We start from the raw sequence: 23568 nt of genomic DNA, 5'->3' as shown, positions 1-23568 counted from the left end.
AGCGGCTCTGTCAAAAGAGTCGCGTAAGCTATAAACCAATAAAAAATTAAAAGCTAGCTGCTCGTAGAAAGTTGGCTAATTAAAAGAAAGCTAGGAGGGAACCCGATGAATAAAGGGCGCGTTACGCAAATCATGGGTCCGGTTGTAGACGTTAAGTTTGATGGCGGAAAGCTACCAGAAATCTACAACGCCCTTACGGTAAAACAAAGCAACGAAAACGGAAGTATTAACTTAACATTTGAAGTTGCACTTCATTTAGGTGATGATACAGTTCGTACAGTTGCAATGTCTTCCACAGATGGACTTGTTCGTGGCACAGAAGTAGAAGATACTGGTAAACCAATCTCTGTACCAGTTGGTGATATAACACTTGGTCGCGTATTTAACGTATTAGGTGATGCAATTGACTTAGATGGTGAGGTTCCTGCAGATGTACATCGTGATCCAATTCACCGTCAAGCACCTGCATTCGAAGAATTATCTACTAAAGTAGAAATTCTTGAAACTGGTATTAAAGTAGTAGACTTACTTGCTCCTTACATTAAGGGTGGTAAGATCGGCCTATTCGGTGGTGCCGGCGTAGGTAAAACAGTATTAATTCAGGAATTAATTAACAACATCGCACAAGAGCACGGTGGTATCTCTGTATTCGCTGGTGTAGGTGAGCGTACTCGTGAGGGTAATGACTTATACCACGAAATGAGCGATTCTGGCGTAATCAAGAAAACTGCGATGGTATTCGGACAAATGAACGAGCCACCTGGAGCACGTCAACGTGTTGCATTAACAGGTTTAACAATGGCTGAGCATTTCCGTGATGAGCAAGGACAAGACGTACTTCTGTTCATCGATAACATCTTCCGTTTCACGCAAGCGGGTTCTGAAGTATCTGCCCTTCTTGGTCGTATGCCATCTGCGGTAGGTTACCAACCAACACTTGCAACAGAAATGGGTCAATTACAAGAGCGTATTACATCTACAAATAAAGGGTCTATCACGTCTATCCAAGCGGTATATGTACCAGCCGATGACTATACTGACCCAGCACCAGCTACAACGTTCGCTCACTTAGATGCAACAACAAACTTAGAGCGTCGTTTAACGCAAATGGGTATTTACCCAGCCGTAGATCCATTAGCATCTACATCTCGTGCACTTTCTCCAGAAATTGTAGGAGAAGAACATTATGAAGTAGCTCGTCAAGTACAGCAAACTTTACAACGTTATAAAGAGCTTCAAGATATCATCGCTATCTTAGGTATGGATGAGTTATCTGAAGAAGATAAGTTAGTTGTACATCGTGCTCGTCGTATTCAATTCTTCTTATCTCAAAACTTCCACGTAGCTGAGCAGTTTACAGGTCAAAAAGGTTCTTACGTACCTGTAAAGAATACAGTTAGTGGTTTCAAAGAAATTCTAGAAGGAAAATATGATGACCTTCCAGAAGATGCATTCCGCTTAGTAGGTGGCATTGAAGAAGTTATTGAAAACGCGAAGAAAATGATGGCGTAAGGCCTTAGGAGGGACGAAGTATGAAGACATTTCCAGTCAGTATTGTAACTCCTGATGGACCGGTTTACGAAAAAGAAGTAGAAATGGTAAGTGTAAAAGCAGAGAGTGGGGAAATGGGGATCTTACCAGGTCACATTCCAACTGTTGCACCATTAAAAATTAGTGCAGTTCGTCTGAAAAATGGTGGACACACTGATTATGTAGCAGTAAGCGGTGGCTTTATCGAAGTTCGTCCAGATAAAGTGACTGTATTATCATCATCTGCTGAAGAAGCAAACCATATCGATATCCATCGCGCAAATGAAGCGAAGCGTCGCGCTGAGCAACGTCTGCAAGATAAACAAGCACATGTTGACTTTAAACGTGCAGAAATGGCATTACAACGTGCCGTGAACCGTTTAAACGTTTCCGATATGAAGTGAAAAAATCCGTAAGGGCTTTGCCTTTACGGATTTTTTTTGTGTGTATTTTATGGATAATTTTACAAAACTGGTATAATTATATTGATGCTTGTATAAGTAGAAGTGTACAACAATTTATATTTCATAAAGGGGATGAATCAATGATTGGTGAAATGAAGCGAGAAGCATTGTACTCTTTAAAGGGAAAATGGGGACTAGGTGTTGGATCAACAATTTTATATTTTATTTTAAGTTATGTCGTTTCGATGGTTGCAATGCTTATACTATTAATTCCAGGAATTATTATATTTCTCTCAGTTGCAAGCTTAACGGGATCATTTGAAGAGGAAACGATGTCAATTGGAGCAGGTATTACCTTTGGAATTTTTTATTGCATTATAATAATTTTGAGTAACGCATCGTATGGGATCACGTCATATGGTTATACAAATGTATTTTTACAGATTAGTAAACGAGAAGATGCTAAAGTAGATTACTTATTTGAAGGATTTCGTGGCTTTAAAAGAATGATGAAAACAATGTGGGCAATGCTTGCGATTTTGTTATATACAGGTACATGGATTCCGATGCTGTTAATAGGCTTATTTGCATTGTTAGGTGAAGAAGGGAATACGTCATTTGCAATAGCTTTCTTCGTACTATTAGCAATTTCAATTGTTGGTATGATTGTGATGTATTTTTCTTATGCACTGACGTACTATGTGATGATTGAAAATCCAGAATATAGTGTTTCGCAGGCGATGAAGGAAAGTAAGAATCTTATGAAGGGTCATAAGTTAGATTTGTTTCTTTTATGGCTGAGCTTCATAGGATGGGCTATTTTAGCGCTTCTTACTTTTGGAATAGGATTTCTTTGGTTTAGTCCGTATATGAGTACGACGACAGCACACTTTTATTGCTATATTTCAAAAGGTGAATTTCAATAGGAACATGCTATACTAATAGAATTATTGTGTATAGGAGGCGAGGCTACGCATGATTAGTGATTTAAAAGGAGAAGCACTAGATTCATTAGAAGGGAAATGGGGATTAGCTGTTGGGGCTACACTACTCATTTCAATTCTTATCACAGCTTTTGATTTTAGTGTTGATTGGGGATTTTCTTTAATTTTCGGTTGGCAAAAAACAAACGGTTCAATTTCAATGAATATTCTTACATTTTTCGTTACTGGACCGTTAACTTTAGGTGGATATTACCTTGGTTTAAATATCCTTCGTGAAAAGCAAGCTAGTATCGGTAATGTATTCATTTGGTTTTCAGAGGGAAAGAGATTTCTAAAATCATTTTTATTATATTTATTAGTAAATCTTTATCTTTTCTTATGGACGTTATTGTTCATTATTCCAGGTATTATTAAATCATTTTCTTATGCGATGACATACTTTATTATAAACGATCATCCTGAGTATTCACTGAACCAAGCTATTACAGAAAGTCGTCGTATGATGGATGGACATAAGATGGAGTATTTCATTTTATGTTTAAGTTTTATTGGCTGGTTTATATTAAGTTGTATTACGTTAGGGATTGGATTCTTATGGTTAATTCCATATTTCTATACGACATCTGCAGCTTTTTACGAAGAGATTGCAGAAGAATATTATGAGAAAAATATTTAGCACTAAAAAACCCCCGGTATGAATTATTTGTTCATACTGGGGGTTTTTTGTAGAAACTTTATAAACTGATTACTAGTAAGTGGTTTACTGAAATAGTAACCTTGCATATATTTACAGTTATGTTTTTGCAGAAACTTAAGTTGTTTTTCGGTTTCAATTCCTTCGGCGACGACTGAAAGATTTAAAGTATTCGCGAGGGAAAGAATTGTAGAAACGATGGCTCGTTCTTCAGGACGATGATCAGCTAATTGTGTAAATTCTCTCGGTACTTTTAATGTGTCGATTGGAAAAATTGATAAATAAGCAAGAGAAGAGTACCCAGTACCGAAGTCATCAATGGAAGTTTGGATACCGTACTCTTTTAATTGCTTCAGTCTCAATAATGTTTCTTTCTCGTCAATCATTGCAATTCTTTCTGTTAACTCAAGTGTTACATATTTTGGATCGACTTGCACGTCGTTTAATATTTGTGAAATGTTTTCGATTAATTGATCTTGCCGGAATTCTTTTGCGGATAAATTAACACTTATTTTTAAATTTTGGTAGCCAAAGGTATGCCATATTTTTAATTGGAGACAAGCTTCTTGTAATACCCAATGTCCAAGTGGGACTACTTGTGGCGTCTCTTCCACAATTGGAATAAACTCACATGGTGAAATGTCACCTAATAGTGGGTGTTTCCAACGTATTAAAGCTTCAGCACCGATAATTTTATTTGTTATCGTATCAATTTGTGGTTGATAAACGAGATAAAATTCTTTGTTTACTAAAGCGATGGGCAAATCTTTTTCAATTCGAGCTTTTCGTTCCATTTTTTTATATAGTTCTTTCGTGTAAAGAGAGCTACCGTTTTTTCCTTTATTCTTTGCTTCGTACATGGCCATATCAGCATGCTGCAAAATGGATAGCGCATCTTCACCTGCTTCAGGATATATTGCAATTCCGATGCTCGGTGAGATTTGTAAATGTTGATTTTCGATTTCAAATGGCTCATTCATGGCCGCTACAATCCTATCAGCTATTTTTTGGACATCTGGCTTTTTTTTGTAATTCTCGATAAGGATTGTGAACTCATCCCCAGCTAGCCGCGCGAGTTTCATATTTGATGTTGCTATTCTTTCGAGCCTTTTTGCTACTGCGATGAGCAACAGGTCTCCTACTCGATGACCGAGGGTATCATTAATAACTTTAAAACGGTCTAGGTCGAGAAACATAACAGCAAAAGGCTTTTTCGATATTTTTGCTCGCGTAATTGCCTGTTCTAAATGTTGATGAAATGCACGTCGATTTGCAAGCTCTGTTAAAGTATCATGGTATGCTAGGAAATTAATTTGTTCTTGTTGTTGTTTGCTTTCCGTAATATCTTTAATCATTAAATAAACCCCAGAAATTTTCTCCTTTAAAAAGATCGGTACGGCGGTAACGTGCAAGTAGTAAATGTCTCTGTTTTTATGGTACGCCCGTATTTCTAAAGAGATAGAATACCCCTTTTTCACGCGATGAAAGGCGTTAATCATTTCTTCTAAATCTTCTTCGTATATGAGTGAATAGTAAGGCTGGTTTAATAATTCATTCGTTTGATAACCGAGTAAAGTAGTACCAGCGTTATTTACTTTGAGAAAATTACCGTACAAATCTAATGTGAAGATTGGATCTGGATGATGCTCGTATAAAGATTTAAACATTTGTTGATTATGATAGAGTTCATTTTTCTGTTCTACTAAATCTTCTGTACGTAGTTTAATTTGTTTCTCGAGTTCTGAGTTGAATTGCATTTGAGCAATCAATAATATTTTATTTTGTTTTCGAACTAAACTATGACGTATGAGCACGAAGGAGAAAGTTATTATAAGTCCGATTACTATAATAGGCGCAAAAACGTATTCAACTAATATAAAAACAATAAGCATTACTACCGAAATATACGGTAATGATAATCGGATTGATTCACCAATTTTAGGTGTTAGTAGTACTTGTTCTTGTTTTTCAGGCTCTTTTGTATGGAGAATACAGGCGATTGCTACTAGTACTAAGGTTACTTGATAGAAAGGAGTAACTGTAAACATAGAATACTCTGGTATGAAGTATTTTATATAAGCATAAATCGCATCTGTAGTAGCATATAAAATTAAAGCACTGCCAAGAAGTGCACCTACCTTTTTAGGTAATAAGGATAGTGGTTTAAATAAAAGGTTGATTCCTATTAAGAGAAAGAGTAAATCAGCCATTGGATAGGTAAGTTGAACAAATATGTCGATATAGGATGTTGTAAAGATGTGAATAGTTCGTTCAATAAGTAAGTAGTAACTTAAAGTAAATTGGGCTGTAACGATAATACAAATATCACATAGCATAAAAAGTTTTTCTAATAAATCTCGGTTGTAAATGATTTCGTATAGAAAGGCAAACGTAATGCTAAATAAAAAAAGTAAGTAAAAAAAGTCAGATGGATCAACGAACGTATAGAAGTCTTTTACAATTAAACGCTGATAGGCAACGACTATATCACCGATAAAATAAGAGAGAGCTCCAACAGATAATATGATCCAAAATAAACGAGATAGCCCTTCTTTCATGTTTGAAAAATAAAGTATATAACTACAAGCGATAATATCAATTAATAGGGTACTCGTTCCGATTAATAGCTGAAAAGAAAATGAGTATTCATATAGAAAAGGCATCGCTACATAGTGAAGCGTTATAGACAGCAATACAATGCTTATAAGAATACTTACATGTGTTTGTTTTTTCATTTATATCACCTACGGTTTTTTGAAAAGCATATATAAGTTTATATTTATTTTGCACAATTATAGCAAGTTGTAAAGATAGATTTTAATAATTCTTGTTTCTGTCTCCCAACATATCGACATAGGAATTTGAAGTTTGCTATAATGATTAGAATAGTTGCATTATTTAGAAAAATTTAAAAATAATAATTACTGCAACTAGGACATATTGTTTACTATGTGAACTTGTTCTTAATTTAGGGGGGAGGGTTTCACAATGGCAAGTGTATATGAAAATAGTTATATGATCGTTTTGATTTTCTTGCTATTAGGTATATTGCTGCCGGTAGTGGCTCTTACATTAGGAAGGATGCTGCGCCCAAATAAACCAAGTGCAGCAAAGGCGACGACGTATGAGAGTGGAATTGAGCCTTTTCATGATGCAAATATTCGGTTTCATGCTCGTTATTATATTTTCGCTTTATTGTTTGTGATCTTTGATGTAGAAACTTTATTTTTATATCCTTGGGCTGTTGCGTATGACAAGCTAGGTTTATTTGCATTAATTGAAATGCTCATCTTTGTTGTAATGTTGCTAGTTGGATTAGCGTATGCTTGGAAAAAGAAGGTGTTACAATGGTTATAAATTTTGAGGAATTACATCCAAATGAGCGAGCAGAATTAGAACGAAATATCTTTTTTTCTACATTGGAACAGTTGAAAGGATGGGCGAGGAGCAATTCTTTATGGCCGATGACATTCGGACTGGCGTGCTGTGCAATTGAAATGATGGGAGTAGGTTCATCACATTATGATTTAGATCGATTTGGGTCATTTTTTCGGACTTCACCAAGGCAATCGGACGTCATGATTGTATCGGGAACGGTAACGAAGAAGATGGCTCCTATTGTTCGGCGCTTATATGATCAAATGCCCGAACCGAAATGGGTTATTGCGATGGGATCTTGTGCGACAGCAGGTGGTCCGTATGTAAATTCATATGCTGTTGTGAAAGGTGTAGACCAAATTGTACCAGTTGATGTGTATATTCCTGGTTGTCCCCCAAATCCAGCTGCTTTAATTTATGGAATTAATAAATTAAAAGAAAAAATTCGTTACGAAGCAAAGACCGGGAAGCAGGTGACGAATAAATGAGCAATCCAAATAAAGATTTAGAGGAGCTGAAAAAAGAAGCAGCTAGGCGTGCAAAAGAAGAAGCGAGAAAACGCCTTGTAGCGAAACACGAGGCGGAAATAAGTGAGCTTGAGGAAGAAGATCAAGAAAAAGAGAAAGCGCTACCAAAAAAAGATGATATTACTATAGAAGAAGCAAAACGACGTGCAGCAGCAGCTGCAAAAGCAAAAGCGGCGGCGTTAGCGAAGCAGAAAAGAGAAGGAATAGAAGAAGTAACGGAAGAAGAAAAAGCGAAAGCCAAGGCGAAGGCAGCAGCCGCCGCAAAGGCAAAAGCGGCAGCGTTAGCGAAGCAGAAAAGAGAAGGAACCGAAGAAGTAACGGAAGAAGAAAAAGCGAAAGCCAAGGCAAAAGCGGAGGCGTTAGCGAAGCAGAAAAGAGAAGGAACCGAAGAAGTAACGGAAGAAGAAAAAGCGAAAGTCAAGGCAAAAGCGGAGGCGTTAGCGAAGCAGAAAAGAGAAGGGACAGAAGAAGTAACGGAAGAAGAAAAAGCGAAAGCCAAGGCGAAGGCGGTGGCAGCTGCCAAGGCAAAAGCGGCAGCATTGGCGAAGCAGAAAGCCTCGCAAGGTGATGGGGATTCGGGAGATGAAAAGGCAAAGGCAATTGCAGCGGCAAAAGCGAAAGCAGCAGCGGCTGCAAGAGCGAAGACAAAGGGGGCTGAAGGTAAGAAAGAGGATGAGCCGAAGCAGGAAGAACTGTCCGTAAATCAGCCATATTTAAATCAGTATGTTGAGGCTATTAGGGAGAAGTTAGGAGAGGGTGCATTAGTAGATTCCTACATTAATAAACTGTCAAAGGATGTGCCAACTCTTGTGGTGGATCCCGAAAAATATTATGAAGTGATGGAGTCACTGCGATTCCATGAGGGACTTGCTTTTGATTATATGTCAGAGCTACATGCGACGGATTTTGTGACACATATGGAAGTGTATGTTCATTTGTTTTCATATGGTAAGAAACAATCGGTAGCGGTGAAGGTAAAGCTAGACCGGGAAACGCCGCAAGTCGAATCTGTGACAGCGCTTTGGAAAGGGGCTGACTGGCCGGAGCGAGAAGCATACGATTTGCTCGGCATTATATTTAAAGGGCATCCGAATTTAACACGTATTTTAATGCCAGAGGATTGGGTAGGATATCCGCTTAGAAAAGACTATGAACCGTATGATGTGGAGGTGTAGCTATGATCCGCACGGAAGAGATGCTTTTGAATGTAGGACCTCAGCATCCGAGTACACATGGTGTGTTCAGGCTCGTAATTAAGATTGACGGGGAAATTATTAAAGAAGCTACACCTGTTATTGGGTATTTACATCGCGGGACGGAAAAGATCGCTGAGAGCTTACAGTATACGCAAATTATCCCTTATACAGATCGAATGGACTATTTATCAGCTATGACGAATAATTACGTCATTTGCCATGCTGTAGAGACGATGATGGGGCTTGAAATTCCAGAGCGTGCCGAATACTTGCGAGTACTTGCGATGGAGCTAGGAAGAATTGCGAGCCATCTCGTTTGGTGGGGGACGAATCTTCTTGATATAGGAGCGGTTAGCCCGTTTTTGTACGCGTTTCGTGAACGAGAGATGATTATAAATTTATTAAATGAATTATGCGGGGCACGGCTTACTTTTAACTATATGAGAGTTGGTGGTGTGAAGTGGGATGCGCCAGATGGTTGGATTGAAAAGGTGGAAGAGTTTGTTCCGTATATGAGGGAGCAACTGGCAGGTTATCATGATCTTGTTAGCGGTAATGAGATTTTCTTAAATCGTGTGAAAGGCGTTGGTATATATAGCGCGGAAGAAGCGATTTCGTATTCTTTAAGTGGAGCAAATTTGCGGTGCACTGGAGTAAACTGGGATCTTCGCAAAGATGAGCCGTATTCGATTTATGATCGTTTTGATTTTGATATTCCTGTTGGAAGCGTGGGAGATGCTTGGGATCGCTACGTTTGCCGAATGCAAGAAATCGAGGAGTCTTTAAAGATTGTTGAGCAAGCGGTTCAGCAGTTCCCGAAAGATGGAGCTGTGCTGGCAAAAGTACCAAAAATTATTAAGGCACCTAAGGGAGAAGCATTTGTACGTATCGAATCGCCGCGCGGAGAGATTGGGTGTTATATCGCTAGTGACGGAAAGAAAGAGCCGTACCGTTTGAAGTTTCGTAGGCCATCTTTTTATAACTTGCAAATTTTACCAAAGCTATTGAAAGGTGAAAACATCGCTAATTTAATTACGATTTTAGGTGGAGTTGATATTGTACTTGGGGAGGTTGATGGCTAATGATTGAGACGCTCTTACAATCACCTTCAAGCTGGACGAATTTCTTCATTTTTTTCGGATTAGCGGTACTTCTACTATTTGCAGTCCTTGGCTTCGTTACATATGGAATCTTGGCAGAACGGAAAGTGATGGGGTTTATGCAAGGGCGGATTGGCCCAAACCAGGTTGGAGGCCGATTTGGTTTACTGCAAACGGTAGCTGATGTTTTAAAACTATTATTGAAAGAAGATAGTATTCCAAAAGCAGCAGATAAACCGCTGTTTATATTAGCACCTGTCATTGCATTTGCACCAGCATTTATGGTGCTTGCGGTTATCCCGTTCACTGATAAATTTCAATTTGCAGATATTGGAGTTGGGCTACTTTATTATATTGCTGTTTCCGGTATTACGACGATAGGTGTTGTAACTGGGGGATGGGCATCGAATAATAAATATTCCCTTTTAGGAGGAATGCGTGCGGCGGCGCAAATGATTTCTTATGAGATTCCGCTCGTAATGAGTGTAATTGGTATCGTTTTGCTAGCTGGTAGTCTGAATTTAAATGAGATTGTAGCGGCGCAGGAGAAGGTTTGGTACATTTTCGTACAGCCAATTGGCTTCGTCGTTTTCTTAATCGCAGCAGTTGCAGAGTTAAATAGAACGCCATTCGATTTGCCAGAAGCGGAGTCAGAACTTGTTTCTGGATATCATACGGAATACTCAGGTTTTCGCTGGGCGTTTTTCATGCTTTCAGAGTACGTATATTTCTTCGGGATGGCATCGTTAATTACAGTGCTCTTTTTAGGTGGATGGAATCCAGTCATGTTTCTTGGATTTATCCCAGGTGCCGTATGGTTTGCTTTGAAATTTAGCAGTGTAGTCTTTCTATTAATTTGGTTCCGCGTTACGTTCCCGCGTATAAGAGGTGACCAGTTAATGGAGTTTGGTTGGAAAGTATTATTGCCGATTGCACTTGCAAATATTTTCTTAACGGCATTGATTAAGGAGTTATTCTTCTAATCTATGAGGGGGGTGCCAGTAAGAGATGAAAGGACTATTTAAAGGATTAAAATATACATTAAGTAATTTGAGCAAGAAGAAGGTAACGTATGATTATCCAAATCAACCGTTGCCGTTGCCAGACCGTTTTCGTGGAATTCAAAAATTTTATCCGGAGAAATGTATTGTTTGTAATCAGTGCTCTAACATTTGTCCGACAGACTGTATTCAGTTAACAGGAAAGAAACATCCGGATCCTACGAAAAAAGGGAAAATTATCGACACGTATGATATTAATTTTGAAATTTGTATTCTTTGTGATTTATGTACAGAAGTTTGTCCGACAGAGGCAATTGTCATGACAAATAACTTTGAACTCGCGGAATATTCACGTGATGACTTATTTAAAAATTTGCAGTGGCTTGACGAAAACGACGAAAACGTCAGGAAGGAGAACTAGGCATGAATGGCGAGTTTGTAGCATTCTTTATACTATCCTTGTCTGCAATTATCGGCGGTGTTCTTATGTTGAACTTAACGAAAGTTATGCACATGATGCTAGCTCTCGTTCTGACATTTCTCAGCATTGCAGGTTTGTATTTTCTTTTATCAGCTGAATTTATAGGCGTTGCACAAATTTTACTTTACTCTGGTGCAATCACAATTATTATGATTTTCGGCATTATGTTAACGAAACATAACGCGGAAAATGAATCGCGTCTTACTCTTCGAAAATGGATTATCTTCTTTGCAGTTGTAGCATTTGGAGCGGTTATGTATTTCGCTGTTAATAATGTTGATTTTGCAAATGAAAGCACACAAGGAAGTTTACCTCTCCATGAAAACAACACACTTCAAATCGGTACGCTTCTCTATTCAAAATATATTATCCCATTTGAACTAACTTCAGTTATTTTACTTGTAGCACTCGTTGGCGCGATTGTACTTGCGAAAAAGGATGAGAAAGAGGAGGATTCCAATGAGTAGCGTTCCAGCTTCTGCATATTTAACACTTGCGATTATTTTGTTTTGCATCGGTCTATTTGGAGCTTTAACAAAGCGGAATACAGTAATCGTATTAGTTTGTATCGAATTAATGCTGAATGCTGCCAATTTAAACTTAGTGGCGTTTAGTAAATTAGGCTTATTTCCGAATTTAACAGGTCAAATTTTCTCACTGTTTACGATGGCTGTAGCGGCAGCGGAAGCGGCGGTAGGACTCGCTATTTTAATTGCTTTATATCGTAATCGTACAACAGTTCAGGTGGATGAAATGGATACGCTTAAAGGATAGCATTGTGACCGAAAAAGGGGGAAGGAAACAATGATCGATTATGCATGGCTCATACCGCTTTTCCCACTCGTTTCGTTTTTGTTACTTATTATATTCGGGAAGAAAATTAGAGAAGGAAGCAGCGTACTTAGTATTTTTTTCGTCTTTCTCTCCTTTATACTTGCGGTACTTGTGTTAATAGAAAGGTTTTCAGAAGCAAGCGTGAAGCATAAGTGGGTGTGGCTTAGAGCTGGAGATGTGGATATATCATTCGGCTTTGAAGTGACTGCATTAGGAGCTTTAATGTTATTTATCGTGACGCTTGTGAGTCTACTTGTACATGTGTATTCGAAAGGTTATATGAAAGGTGATGAACGATTACCAACCTTTTACGCATATTTAGGACTCTTTACATTTGCGATGTTAGGGCTTGTTATATCAACGAATTTATTACAGTTTTATATATTTTGGGAATTAGTTGGCCTTGGTTCATTTTTACTTATCGGTTTTTATTTCTTTAAAGAAGAAGCGAAGGCTGCTGCAAAAAAGGCTTTTATTATGACCCGTATTGGGGATGTTGGTTTATTTATCGGGATGATCTTAATTTTTTGGTACGCAGGTAGTTTTGAATATGACGCAATATTTAGGGCGATTTATACAGGGGATCTACCTCCTTACATGATTACAATAACAGCGATATTAATTTTTATCGGGGCGATGGGAAAATCAGGTCAGTTCCCGCTTCATACGTGGTTGCCAGATGCAATGGAGGGGCCAACGCCCGTTTCGGCACTTATTCACGCGGCGACGATGGTCGCGGCTGGCGTATATTTAGTAGCGACGATGTTCCCTCTATTTTCAGCAAGTACAGTGGCGATGCAGACAGTGGCAATCGTTGGAGCTTTCACTGCAATCTTTGCGGCCTCTATCGGTCTTGTGCAAACAGATATAAAGAGGGTGCTTGCTTATTCTACAGTTAGCCAGCTCGGGTACATGATGCTCGCGTTAGGTTCTGCCGGCTATGTAGCTGGTATATTCCATTTAACGACACACGCTTTTTTTAAAGCACTACTATTTTTGGCAGCAGGAAGTGTAATTCATGCTGTGCATACGCAAAACATTAATAAAATGGGCGGTTTACAGAAGAAGATGAAAGTAACTGGTACGCTATTTTTAATAGGTACCCTTGCCATTAGCGGTGTTCCGCTGCTTTCCGGTTTTTTCAGCAAAGATGAAATTTTAGCGGCGACGTGGATGAATGGCAATTACGTTTTATTTACTTTAGCGGTAATTGCGGCGTTTTTAACAGCATTTTATATGTTCCGCCTATACTTTCTTGTCTTTACTGGAGAAACGAAGACGAAGGAAGAAGTGCATGAATCGCCTCGCGTTATGACGTATCCAATGATTGTTCTCGGCGTTCTTGCGGTAGTGGCAGGATATATAAATACACCGTGGTTTGGGACGTTTCTCGGAGATTGGTTGACGAAAGATGTAGGGTTTAAGGTTGAAGAAGCGCATGGACCAGTTTGGATTATGATTGTTGCGACACTCGTTTCATTTGCGGGAATCGCTCTTGCATATTTCATATATGGCAAGAAATCAATTTCTAGAGATTGGGCTGGGGGTACGGAAACATCTCTTTATAATCTTTTGAAAGAAAAATATTATGTGGATGAACTATACAACATGACGGTGATCCCTATTACGAAAGGAATCGCTCATGTACTTCGCTTATTTGAAGTGTATGTAGTCGAAGGAATTGCAGTTTTAATTGGAAGTGTAGTTAAAGGCACAAGTAATCTTGGATCGAAACTTCAAAACGGGAATGTACAAGTGTACGGTACTGTAACGGCGGTTTCGCTCGCTGTACTCGTCATTATTTTGCTCTATACGGGAGGGGATTTACGATGAATGATTTGTTGTTAACGTTCTTCATTTTTTCCCCGCTTTTAGGAATTTTATTGCTTGTATTAACACCGAAAAAGGAATTACGTACAGTGCGGGCGCTTGGCTTATTTGGGACGGCACTTCCATTTGGAATCGCTATCGTCCTCGCTTGTACATATGCTTCTGGAAAGAATTTGTCCCTATTTGATGAAAAGGTGAAATGGATTAAGTTTGGAGATTTTACAGCGGTGGATAAAAGGTGGTTTTCTATTTATTACGAGCTCGGTATTGATGGTTTGTCGCTTGTCATGATGGTACTGACGGCTCTTCTAGCGATGCTTGCAGCAATTGCAGCCTTTTCTATTAAAAGAAACTTAAAAGCATTTTATATGCTGTTACTCATGCTAGAAATAGGAATGCTCGGCGTCTTTGCTGCTCAAAACTTAATGTTGTTTTTTATCTTCTTTGAAATTACGTTGCCACCAATGTTCTTATTAATTGGAAAGTGGGGAAAATTGTCGAGTGAAAAGGCTGCGTATAGTTATTTAATATATAACGGTATTGGCTCAGCTATTTTGCTCATTGTTTTCTCAATTTTGTTTGCGAAAACAGGTACAACAAATATTGTGGAGCTGAAAGAGATATTAAGAAGCATAAACGCAGAGGGAGCACTCGTCATCCCAAGTAGTTTGCAGCTTAGTGTATTTATTGCCATAATGATTGCTTTTGCAATTAAACTACCTGTTTTTCCGTTGCACCGCTGGATGGTCAATGTACACATAGAAGCGCATCCAGCTGTAGTTATGCTTCATGCGGGTGTTTTGCTGAAGATTGGAGCGTACGGTATTATTCGCTTCGGGAAAGGGCTATTCCCGGAATATTTTCACGATGTTGCAACACTAATTGCGATATTAGGCGTAATTAATTTATTATACGGTGCCTTTTTAGCGCTCATCCAAACGGACTTTAGGAAAGTACTGGCTTACTCTAGTATTTCGCATATGGGAATTGTGTTAATGGGACTTGCGTCACTTAATGCACCTGGTACACAAGGAGCGTTATTCCAAGTTGTATCACATGGTTTAATTGCAGCCTTGCTCTTCTTCCTACTGGGTGTTATAGAACAACGATTTGGAACTTCGGATATTACGGTGCTAGGCGGACTTGCGAAAAGTGTACCGATACTTAGCGGATTCTTTTTAGCAGGAGGAATGGCATCGCTTGGATTACCAGGGATGTCTGGGTTTGTTAGTGAATTTCTTGCCTTTCTCGGTTTATTTCAAGGAGAGCCCGTCATTGCTGCAGTCGGTGTGATTGGCATCATTTTAACCGCTGTATATGTATTAAGGGCGACACTTCAAGTGACATTTGGAAAGAAAGAGTGGGAAGCAAAAACTGATATACACGGATGGGAGTATGTCCCTGTTTTACTACTTATCTTTTGTATTATTGCAATTGGAGTTATGCCAGAAATACTAGGGGATCCGCTTCAAAATACTTTGAAAACATTGGGGGTGAAGTAGGGTGGATATGAATACGTTACTTAGCTTATCGTGGCATCTAATGGTGCCAGAATTTATTATTCTCGGCGCCGCCATCCTTCTTTCCATATGTGATTTGTTTTTTAAGCTGAACCATAGATATGTAGCTCTTGGTGCGATTGCTGCTATCGTATTAGCAATCGTGTCATTAATTACGCTATACAGCGAACCGGCAGGAGATATTTTAAATGGATCGTTTGTGTTAGATGGATTTTCAAAAGGGTTTAAAACGTTGCTATTAGGTGCCTCAGCCCTCATTTTATGCACCGCAATGAGCGATGATAAGAAGAATCCAATTGAAGATAAGGGTGAATATTATTACTTATTTTTAATGGCACTTCTTGGTGCGATGTTCATGGCTTCTAGTGTTGATTTTATTACCCTTTTCGTTGGTTTGGAGTTACTTTCACTTTCTTCCTATATTTTAGTAGGAATACGAAAAAAGAGCCGTGCATCAAATGAAGCGGCAATGAAATACGTCATTAGCGGAGGAATTGGAACGGCGATTACGCTCTTCGGAATGAGTTATTTATACGGTATTACAGGTTCAACTAACATTGTAGATATGCAAAAGGTACTCACTGGGGAACTCGCTAGTGGTATTCAGTTATTGTTAGCTCTCGCATTTCTTTTATTGCTAGTCGGTCTCTCATTTAAAATTGCCACAGTGCCGTTTCATATGTGGGCACCTGATGTGTATGAAGGAGCGGCTACACCTGTTACTGCTTTTCTTGGAACGATTTCTAAAATTGCTGGTTTCCTACTCATTATTCGTTTGTTCCTTATGGTTTTTGCAAGTGTATTAATACAAGGAGATATGCAATCTTTATATGGGCATATGAGTATATATATCGCGGTGTTAGCAAGTATTACGATGATTGTTGGGAATGTAGTCGCGTTAAAACAATACAATATAAAGCGTTTATTTGCTTATTCGGGCATTGCTCATGCAGGGTATTTACTCGTTCCACTTGTCGCATTATCACCATTTACGATGGATAGCATGTGGTTTTATATGTTGGCATACATGCTTATGAATATAGGTGCATTTGCTATCATCCACGGCTTAATCTTACAAAATGATGAGGAAAATATAACGATTTTCACAGGTTTATATAAAAGGTCACCATTTGCAGCGATTATGATGACAATCTTTATTTTATCGCTGGCTGGGATACCAGGAACGGCTGGCTTCATTGGAAAGATTAACATCTTTTTAGGCGCGCTTCATGTAGAGCCAGCACATTACGTACTAGCTTCGATTATGATGGGTACGACAGTTATTTCATTCGTATATTATTTCCGTATTTTACAACAAATGTTTTTCCGCACAGGAGAGACAGAAGAGAGGATACGGTTACCGTTAAATATAAAGGTTGTTATGAGTCTTTGTGCAATTTCGATTGTAATACTAGGGATTATGCCGATGATTGGGTACAATTTCTTTTATGAATATTTTCCATTAATGAAAGATTTCTTCTTCTTAGGGAACGTGGTACAATAGTGAAAATAAAAGGTGTGGAGTCAGTACTCTGCGCTTTTTATTTTGTGTTAACTTGTAATGTAGATATACGTTTTTGGAAAGAAAATCACGATGTAAAATGTAAGATGTCTATGTGCATTTGAAAAAGTGTAGCTCCTACTTATTATGGTATCGTTTTTATATTCTTTCATAAGTAGTAGCTGAGTAAAAAGGGGTCGATTTTTTGGCACAACTTTTAGGGCAACAAGCACTGATTGCCATTGTTTCGCATTTATTGTTTATTACCATTACGTGGTGGGCCTTACAAGGCATTCACATTGAGCGTTTAATGAAGTCCGGAAAAGTGCTGCAGACGCGAGTATTACTCATCTTAATTACAATTGCAATTGGGACATCTGTAAGTAACTTTTTCCTTGATTATTTAGGCTATTCGAAGAGTTTAACGTATTTAGTAAAGTAAGTGTATAGAACCTCAAATCTCCGTTAACAATGGGGATAGGAGGGGATGAAATTGAAGCTTAAAGCCATTCTTATTGTTGCACTTAGTGTTGTTTTATTTTTGGTTGGATATAGAGAGATGAAACCGATAAGCGATGAACAGAAAATGGAGAGCATGATCAAGGCTTTAGAGAAAAATGATGCTAAAGTAGAAAAATGGTCATGGTTAGCGAGAGAAACAAAAACAATTTCTAACATACATACGTTTCAAAAGTTGTTAAACGATGTGAAGGAAAAGGCAAATATTCAAAAGTGGGAAGTAGAGCAATCTCCAGATGGATATAAAGCTACATCCTATAAAAAGCTTTCTTCCTATGAAGAACGAGTAGTAGTAACTTGGAGTAAAGAAAATACTAAAGAAAACACTTTCATTATCTTTGAAGTAAGTGGGGCGAAATGGGACCCGAAGTATGTTCAAAACATGAATAAAATTTTTAGTGAAAAACCTATAATTTACACTTGTGTTCAAGGTGTACTGAATGATAAGATTGAAGGTGTTTTGCAAAATAAAACCAATCAGGTTTTGAAAGATCTTTCAGCAAGAGCGATCGAACAAGTAGAAGAAAGAGCATTTGTGTCAGTCTCCGCATACAATAAAAAGTGGGATGACGCTCTTTCAACAAATAGAGAGAAAATAAATGTGCAAATAGCAATACGTTCTACAGACAACAAAGATACAATTGTGGTTGGCACACCGATCATAACTTCTGAGTATTGAGTGAATAGATACTGAAAAAAGGACACGGAGGGGAATAATTTGGAAAAGATCATCGTCCGTGGCGGAAAGCGGTTAAACGGCACAGTGCGTGTTGAGGGCGCAAAAAATGCTGTATTACCTATAATCGCTGCAGCCCTATTAGCGAGTGATGGAAAGAATGTACTATCTGAAGTACCAGTTTTGTCTGATGTATACACAATTAATGAGGTATTACGTCATTTAAATGCTGAAGTCGTATTTGAAAATAATCAAGTAACAATCGATTCTTCTAAAGAACTAAACATTGAAGCACCATTTGAATATGTACGTAAAATGCGTGCATCTGTTCAAGTAATGGGACCATTATTAGCACGTAACGGTCGTGCTCGTATTGCACTTCCTGGTGGATGTGCAATTGGTTCACGTCCAATTGACCAACATTTAAAAGGCTTCGAAGCAATGGGAGCAAAAGTACAGGTTGGTAACGGTTTTGTTGAGGCATATGTTGAGGGAGAACTAAAAGGAGCTAAAATCTACTTAGACTTCCCAAGCGTAGGCGCGACAGAAAACATTATGTCTGCAGCTACATTAGCAAAAGGGACAACAATTCTTGAAAACGCAGCGAAAGAACCAGAAATCGTTGACTTAGCTAACTTCTTAAATGCGATGGGAGCGAAAGTACGCGGAGCTGGAACTGGAACGATTCGTATCGAAGGCGTTGATAAATTATATGGTGCAAACCACTCTATTATTCCTGACCGTATTGAAGCGGGAACATTCATGGTTGCAGCAGCAATTACTGGTGGAGACATCTTAATTGAAAATGCTGTACCTGAACATTTACGCTCAATTACAGCGAAAATGGAAGAAATGGGTGTTAAAATTATTGAGGAAAACGAAGGTGTACGTGTTATCGGCCCAGATAAGTTAAAAGCGGTTGATATTAAAACTATGCCTCACCCAGGTTTCCCAACAGACATGCAATCACAAATGATGGCATTATTACTACAAGCTGATGGAACAAGCATGATTACAGAAACGGTATTCGAAAACCGCTTTATGCACGTTGAAGAATTCCGTCGTATGAATGCTGATATTAAAATTGAAGGTCGTTCTGTTATTATGAACGGTCCAAACAGCTTACAAGGTGCTGAAGTAGCAGCAACTGACTTACGTGCTGCAGCTGCATTAATCTTAGCTGGTTTAGTATCAGAAGGTTATACTCGTGTAACTGAGTTAAAACATCTTGACCGTGGCTATGTAAACTTCCATAAGAAATTAGCTGCATTAGGTGCAACTATTGAACGTGTAAACGAAAAAGTAGAAGAAGTGAAAGAACAAGAAGTTTCTGATCTTCACGCTTAATTGAAATAGTCTCTATGTCTTTTGACATAGGGGCTATTTTTTTGGGTTATTACTGTTATAGTCAATAAATTCTATACTTATGCACGTACCAGTAAAAATATTTAGAAAATTTCTGTTTTATACTCTTCCCCTTAAGTATGTTCTAAAAGAAAGAGTTGTTCCATAAGAATGAATGGAGTAAAGCTTTTATATTGGGGGAAAATAGGATGAAATTTTCAAAGCCACTTTTTATTACAGTAGCGCTCTTAATAGCGCTCGTTATCATTGTACCTGCAGCCCTTGTTATTCCATTTGCGAAAGCAAAAGTAGGGGAAGAAACGGCCTCTAAAACTCCTCCAGCGATAGAAAGCATACCAGCTCCAGGAAAAGTAGATACAGCTGTTCAAGTTGCTGTATATCGCGAAAAACAGAAGAAGGTAGAAACATTACCAGTGGAGGAGTATGTGACAGGTGTAGTAGCTTCTGAGATGAATGCCAGTTTTGAAATAGAGGCACTAAAGGCGCAGGCATTAGCAGCGAGAACATTTGTAGTACAACGTATGCTAAGCGGAGGAAAGAAAAATAATGCGGACGTGACAGATACGGTGAAAGATCAAGTGTACAAAAGCAAAGATGAATTGAAGAAGCAATGGGGCAATAACTACGAAAATAATTTGAAGAAAATCGAAGAAGCCGTTTCGAAAACAGCAGGACAAGTTTTAACGTATGATGGAAAACCAATTTCAGCATCCTTCTTTTCAACGAGTAATGGCCGAACAGAAAATGCAGCTGACTATTGGGGAAATGATTATCCGTACTTGAAAAGTGTAGATAGTCCGTGGGATCAAGCCTCTCCAAAGTTTACGAGCGAGCAAACATTTACAGTAGCTGATTTTCAAAAACGTCTCGGTGTGAAAGTGCTAGCAGACGGGAAGGTTGGAAATATTAAAGACCTTACGGAAGGAAAGCGCGTAAAGGATGTAGCTTTTCAAGGAAAAACATTAACAGGAAAAGAAGTTCGTGAAAAGTTAGATTTACGTTCTTCTGATTTCACGTGGAAACAACAAGGAGATAAAATCATCGTTACAACGAAAGGCTTCGGTCACGGCGTTGGTATGAGTCAATACGGGGCGAACGGCATGGCAGCGGAAGGAAAGAAATATACAGATATCGTCGCTCATTACTATAAAGGCGTTGAAATAAAGACGATGAATGATTATGAAGGAAAACTGATGGTGAAGAAATAGGTGTCAGAACTCTGGCACCTATTTTTTTTTGTTTAAAATATCATAATTTTCCATTAACTGTTTGATATAATAGGATAAAAAGGCATTTGGGGGAGATGAAATGGCGTTACTAGAGTTGAAACAGTTAGGGAAGACGAACCAGTTACCGGAAATTGAGCTAAAGGTTGAAAAAGGACAATGTATTGTTTTGCAATGCAATAATCATACAGCTAAAGTGTTACACCGCATTATTATTGGTGAAGAAGAAGCTTCAACTGGCAACGTACTGTTTGAAGGGGAAGAAATTGGAAAGAAAAATTATTTCCGCATCGGCTTTTGTTTTTTGAAAGATGAAGCATATGATCGTTTGAAGGTGAAGGAATACTTTAAGTTTCTATTAGGACTTTATGAATCAAAGGTAAGTATAGAAGAAGTCGTACAGTATGTTGGTCTCCTAGATAAACTAAACGTTAAAATAGAAAAACTATCATTTTCAGAGAAACGTCGTCTTCATATTGGGCGAGTGATGATTCATAATCCGGATTTAGTCGTTTTGGAAGAGCCAGAGCAAAATGTAGATACAGAGAGTACGATTATTATTCGAAAAGCGATTATGAAAATGAAAGAGCAAGGAAAAGCAATTTTTATTACGTCATCTTTCCTATCGGATGCCCTTTCGTTAACGGAAGATGTATACATACTAAACAATGACGGTGTGAAAAAAGTAGAAATTGAACAAGAGGAAGCAGAAGAAGTCGATGAAGAGAAGGTCGTTCAAATAATTCCGCAAATGAAGTTAGAAAGAATACCTGCGAAAGTGAACGATAAAATCATTTTACTTGATCCGATGGAAATCCATTTCATTGAAACACAAAACGGAGTAACACATATTCACGTTCGTGAAGGAGATTTCGTATGCGCTTTAACATTAAGTGAACTAGAAGCAAGGTTAACAGGTTTTGGTTTCTTTAGATGTCATCGCTCGTACCTTGTGAATTTACAAAGAGTACGAGAAGTGATTACTTGGACTCGTAATAGTTTTAGCTTAATTTTAGACGACGAAAGAAAAAGTTCAATCCCGCTTTCAAAAGGACGAATGGATGAATTAAAAGGTGTTATTGGACTATAAAAGTGCTCTAATAAGCTCAACATGCGATTCATTCACCGGTAAAAATACTCCTTTTACCGGTATTTTAATGCGCCTACCCTTTGTTTTTCATATGATTGAGTCAAGAAAAGCGAAACAAACGAACGAAAAGCGCTAAAGCGACTTTCATCTATAAAGAAGAAAAACAAAGGGGATGAAGAAATGACATTGGCAATTGAAATGAAAGATGTAATGAAAAGTTTCAACGGAAAAACGGCACTTCGAAATGTAAATATTGAGGTGAAGCAAGGAGAGATATTCGGATTCCTTGGACCGAGTGGATCTGGTAAGACGACAACAGTAAAAATTTTAACTTCTCAATTGCTTCATAGTGTTGGAACGGTAAGAGTATTAGGGAAAGATATTACAGGACCAAGTAGCATCGATTACAAACGAATTGGTATTTTAACAGATAACAGCGGCTTATATGAAAGACTTAGCATTTATGATAACTTACTATTATTTTGTGACTTATATGATTGCAAAAAAGAACGAATCGATGAAGTACTAGCACAAGTGAATTTATTAGATGATAAAAAAACACCAGTAAAAAAATTATCAAAGGGAATGAAGCAACGCGTCACACTAGCAAGAGCAATCCTTCATAAACCAGATATCCTCTTCTTAGACGAACCAACATCTGCACTTGATCCAGTAAACGTACAAAACATTCATAAAATCTTAAAAGACTTAAATAAAGAAGGAACGACGATTTTCTTAACGACTCACAACATGGACGAAGCAGAAACGCTTTGTAACCGCATTGCCTTCCTGTGTGGCGGAGAGATTGTAGCACTTGATACACCGGAGAACCTTCGCTTACAATACGCGAAAGATCAAATACAAGTCGTGTTAAAGGATAAGAAGAAAGAAACGGTACAAAAAGATGAATTAGGTGCAAAACGTATTTCAGAATGGATGAACAAAGGAGAATTACTATCCATTCATTCACACGAACCAACTTTAGGCGATATTTTTATTGAAGTTACTGGGAGGGGATTATAATGACATTTTCAATGAGACGTGTATCAGCTATTTTTAGAAAAGAAGTACAAGATTTTAAGACAAATTCACAAGTGTTGTTAATGGCATTTTTACCAATTATACTTTCATTTTTGTTTAGCAGATTTGGAGCGGGAAAGGAAATGTTAGGCATTACTACTATAACGGCCTTCCTATTTGTCGCAGGCTTTGTTCAATCTATGGTAATTGCAGAAGAAAAAGAAAAACATACATTGCGTGTATTAATGCTATCACCGGCATCTTCGGTTGAAGTTCTACTTGGAAAAAGTATATTAACAGCATGTTTGACATTGGGCATTTGTATTGTGAACTTATTTATTTTGGATCAATTCAGTGGAAATCTATTATTGCTAGGATTTATTTTCTTATGTGGAACAATTTTATTTATTGTGATTGGAACAATGATTGGATTGTTAGCTGCATCTGTACCACAAACATCAATAATTGGAATGCCGATATTAATGACGATGTATTTGGCTGTACAGTTTGAGCCAATGGTTGAAAATAAAGTAATTAAGACGATGATTGGATATCTTCCAACATCTCATATTGTGAAAGCACTTAACAGTTTAGTAGGTGGGGCGGGATTTGGTAGTATTAGTGGGCATGTATTAAATGTTGCAGTTTGGCTTATTATATCGCTCTTTGTATGTTTAATCGTATATAAAAAGAAACAATTAGATTAAAAACTGAGCCAAAAGTGCTCAGTTT

General features: G+C 38.1%; 23 protein-coding genes. 22 read left to right on the top strand and 1 reads right to left on the bottom strand.

What is annotated here, in order from left to right:
• The first annotated feature begins 105 nt into the window (after positions 1-105).
• From atpD to N2V80_RS26315, 4 genes are all read left to right on the top strand, one after another.
• A complete protein-coding gene (atpD, locus tag N2V80_RS26330) occupies positions 106-1512 on the top strand; it encodes a F0F1 ATP synthase subunit beta (RefSeq protein WP_061655668.1) in 1407 nt (468 codons plus the stop codon).
• Positions 1513-1532: 20 nt separating this feature from the next.
• Positions 1533-1934, top strand: coding sequence for a F0F1 ATP synthase subunit epsilon (gene atpC, locus N2V80_RS26325; protein WP_000847211.1), 402 nt, complete (start codon positions 1533-1535; stop codon positions 1932-1934).
• A gap of 140 nt (positions 1935-2074) precedes the next feature.
• Positions 2075-2860 carry a DUF975 family protein gene (locus N2V80_RS26320; RefSeq protein ID WP_061655667.1) on the top strand — a complete coding sequence of 262 codons (786 nt, stop codon included), beginning with the start codon at positions 2075-2077 and terminating at the stop codon, positions 2858-2860.
• A 49-nt stretch (positions 2861-2909) separates the two neighbouring features.
• Positions 2910-3554, top strand: coding sequence for a DUF975 family protein (locus N2V80_RS26315; RefSeq protein WP_000622458.1), 645 nt, complete (start codon positions 2910-2912; stop codon positions 3552-3554).
• Positions 3555-3577: 23 nt separating this feature from the next.
• Here N2V80_RS26315 and N2V80_RS26310 read toward each other — a convergent pair whose 3' ends face one another.
• Positions 3578-6307, bottom strand: a complete 2730-nt coding sequence (locus N2V80_RS26310) for a putative bifunctional diguanylate cyclase/phosphodiesterase (RefSeq protein WP_061655666.1) — start codon at positions 6305-6307, stop codon at positions 3578-3580.
• A gap of 253 nt (positions 6308-6560) precedes the next feature.
• On the opposite strand from N2V80_RS26310, the gene nuoA reads away from it, so the two are divergent.
• The 18 genes from nuoA to N2V80_RS26220 all read left to right on the top strand — a co-directional run bounded on the left by nuoA (position 6561) and on the right by N2V80_RS26220 (position 23543).
• Positions 6561-6929, top strand: a complete 369-nt coding sequence (gene nuoA, locus N2V80_RS26305) for an NADH-quinone oxidoreductase subunit NuoA (protein ID WP_000179273.1) — start codon at positions 6561-6563, stop codon at positions 6927-6929.
• Positions 6920-7438 (top strand): NADH-quinone oxidoreductase subunit NuoB, encoded by a 519-nt coding sequence (nuoB, locus tag N2V80_RS26300; protein WP_000236331.1) that lies wholly within the window; start codon positions 6920-6922, stop codon positions 7436-7438. Before nuoA ends, nuoB begins: the two co-directional genes overlap by 10 nt.
• Positions 7435-8652, top strand: coding sequence for an NADH-quinone oxidoreductase subunit C (locus N2V80_RS26295; protein WP_340980890.1), 1218 nt, complete (start codon positions 7435-7437; stop codon positions 8650-8652). Before nuoB ends, N2V80_RS26295 begins: the two co-directional genes overlap by 4 nt.
• Positions 8653-8654: 2 nt before the next feature.
• Entirely contained in the window at positions 8655-9755 is a 1101-nt protein-coding gene (gene nuoD, locus N2V80_RS26290) for an NADH-quinone oxidoreductase subunit NuoD (protein ID WP_000621434.1), read from the top strand.
• On the top strand, positions 9755-10756 hold the full coding sequence (gene nuoH / locus N2V80_RS26285) for an NADH-quinone oxidoreductase subunit NuoH (protein WP_000573426.1): 1002 nt from the start codon (positions 9755-9757) through the stop codon (positions 10754-10756). Before nuoD ends, nuoH begins: the two co-directional genes overlap by 1 nt.
• Before the next feature lie 25 nt (positions 10757-10781).
• On the top strand, positions 10782-11195 hold the full coding sequence (gene nuoI / locus N2V80_RS26280; RefSeq protein ID WP_061655621.1) for an NADH-quinone oxidoreductase subunit NuoI: 414 nt from the start codon (positions 10782-10784) through the stop codon (positions 11193-11195).
• A 2-nt stretch (positions 11196-11197) separates the two neighbouring features.
• Positions 11198-11722: an NADH-quinone oxidoreductase subunit J gene (locus N2V80_RS26275; protein WP_001012814.1), complete on the top strand. Its 525-nt coding sequence runs from the start codon at positions 11198-11200 to the stop codon at positions 11720-11722.
• Positions 11715-12029: an NADH-quinone oxidoreductase subunit NuoK gene (gene nuoK, locus N2V80_RS26270; protein WP_000100079.1), complete on the top strand. Its 315-nt coding sequence runs from the start codon at positions 11715-11717 to the stop codon at positions 12027-12029. Before N2V80_RS26275 ends, nuoK begins: the two co-directional genes overlap by 8 nt.
• Positions 12030-12059: 30 nt before the next feature.
• On the top strand, positions 12060-13922 hold the full coding sequence (gene nuoL / locus N2V80_RS26265) for an NADH-quinone oxidoreductase subunit L (RefSeq protein WP_061655620.1): 1863 nt from the start codon (positions 12060-12062) through the stop codon (positions 13920-13922).
• Positions 13919-15421, top strand: a complete 1503-nt coding sequence (locus N2V80_RS26260; RefSeq protein ID WP_061655619.1) for an NADH-quinone oxidoreductase subunit M — start codon at positions 13919-13921, stop codon at positions 15419-15421. The genes nuoL and N2V80_RS26260 overlap by 4 nt, the downstream gene beginning before the upstream one ends.
• 7 nt (positions 15422-15428) lie before the next feature.
• Positions 15429-16943: an NADH-quinone oxidoreductase subunit NuoN gene (nuoN, locus tag N2V80_RS26255; protein ID WP_061655624.1), complete on the top strand. Its 1515-nt coding sequence runs from the start codon at positions 15429-15431 to the stop codon at positions 16941-16943.
• Positions 16944-17145: 202 nt separating this feature from the next.
• The gene (locus N2V80_RS26250) at positions 17146-17382 is read left to right on the top strand and encodes a DUF1146 family protein (protein WP_000057889.1); all 237 of its coding nucleotides are present in this window, start codon (positions 17146-17148) and stop codon (positions 17380-17382) included.
• Between the two features lie 51 nt (positions 17383-17433).
• Positions 17434-18138, top strand: a complete 705-nt coding sequence (locus tag N2V80_RS26245; RefSeq protein ID WP_000767916.1) for a YwmB family TATA-box binding protein — start codon at positions 17434-17436, stop codon at positions 18136-18138.
• A 39-nt stretch (positions 18139-18177) separates the two neighbouring features.
• Positions 18178-19482 carry a UDP-N-acetylglucosamine 1-carboxyvinyltransferase gene (gene murA, locus N2V80_RS26240; RefSeq protein ID WP_000411274.1) on the top strand — a complete coding sequence of 435 codons (1305 nt, stop codon included), beginning with the start codon at positions 18178-18180 and terminating at the stop codon, positions 19480-19482.
• Positions 19483-19688: 206 nt separating this feature from the next.
• Positions 19689-20708 (top strand): stage II sporulation protein D, encoded by a 1020-nt coding sequence (spoIID, locus tag N2V80_RS26235; protein ID WP_000672663.1) that lies wholly within the window; start codon positions 19689-19691, stop codon positions 20706-20708.
• Positions 20709-20808: 100 nt separating this feature from the next.
• Entirely contained in the window at positions 20809-21816 is a 1008-nt protein-coding gene (locus tag N2V80_RS26230) for a LytTR family transcriptional regulator DNA-binding domain-containing protein (RefSeq protein WP_061655618.1), read from the top strand.
• Positions 21817-21996: 180 nt separating this feature from the next.
• Complete coding sequence (locus N2V80_RS26225; protein ID WP_061655617.1) at positions 21997-22839, top strand: ABC transporter ATP-binding protein; 843 nt, start codon at positions 21997-21999, stop codon at positions 22837-22839.
• Positions 22839-23543: an ABC transporter permease gene (locus N2V80_RS26220; RefSeq protein ID WP_000144441.1), complete on the top strand. Its 705-nt coding sequence runs from the start codon at positions 22839-22841 to the stop codon at positions 23541-23543. The genes N2V80_RS26225 and N2V80_RS26220 overlap by 1 nt, the downstream gene beginning before the upstream one ends.
• Positions 23544-23568 lie beyond the last annotated feature (25 nt).

The organism is Bacillus sp. FSL W8-0640 (genome assembly GCF_038007725.1).
Lineage (GTDB): Bacteria > Bacillota > Bacilli > Bacillales > Bacillaceae_G > Bacillus_A > Bacillus_A cereus.
This window is presented reverse-complemented; position numbering and strand designations above follow the sequence as displayed.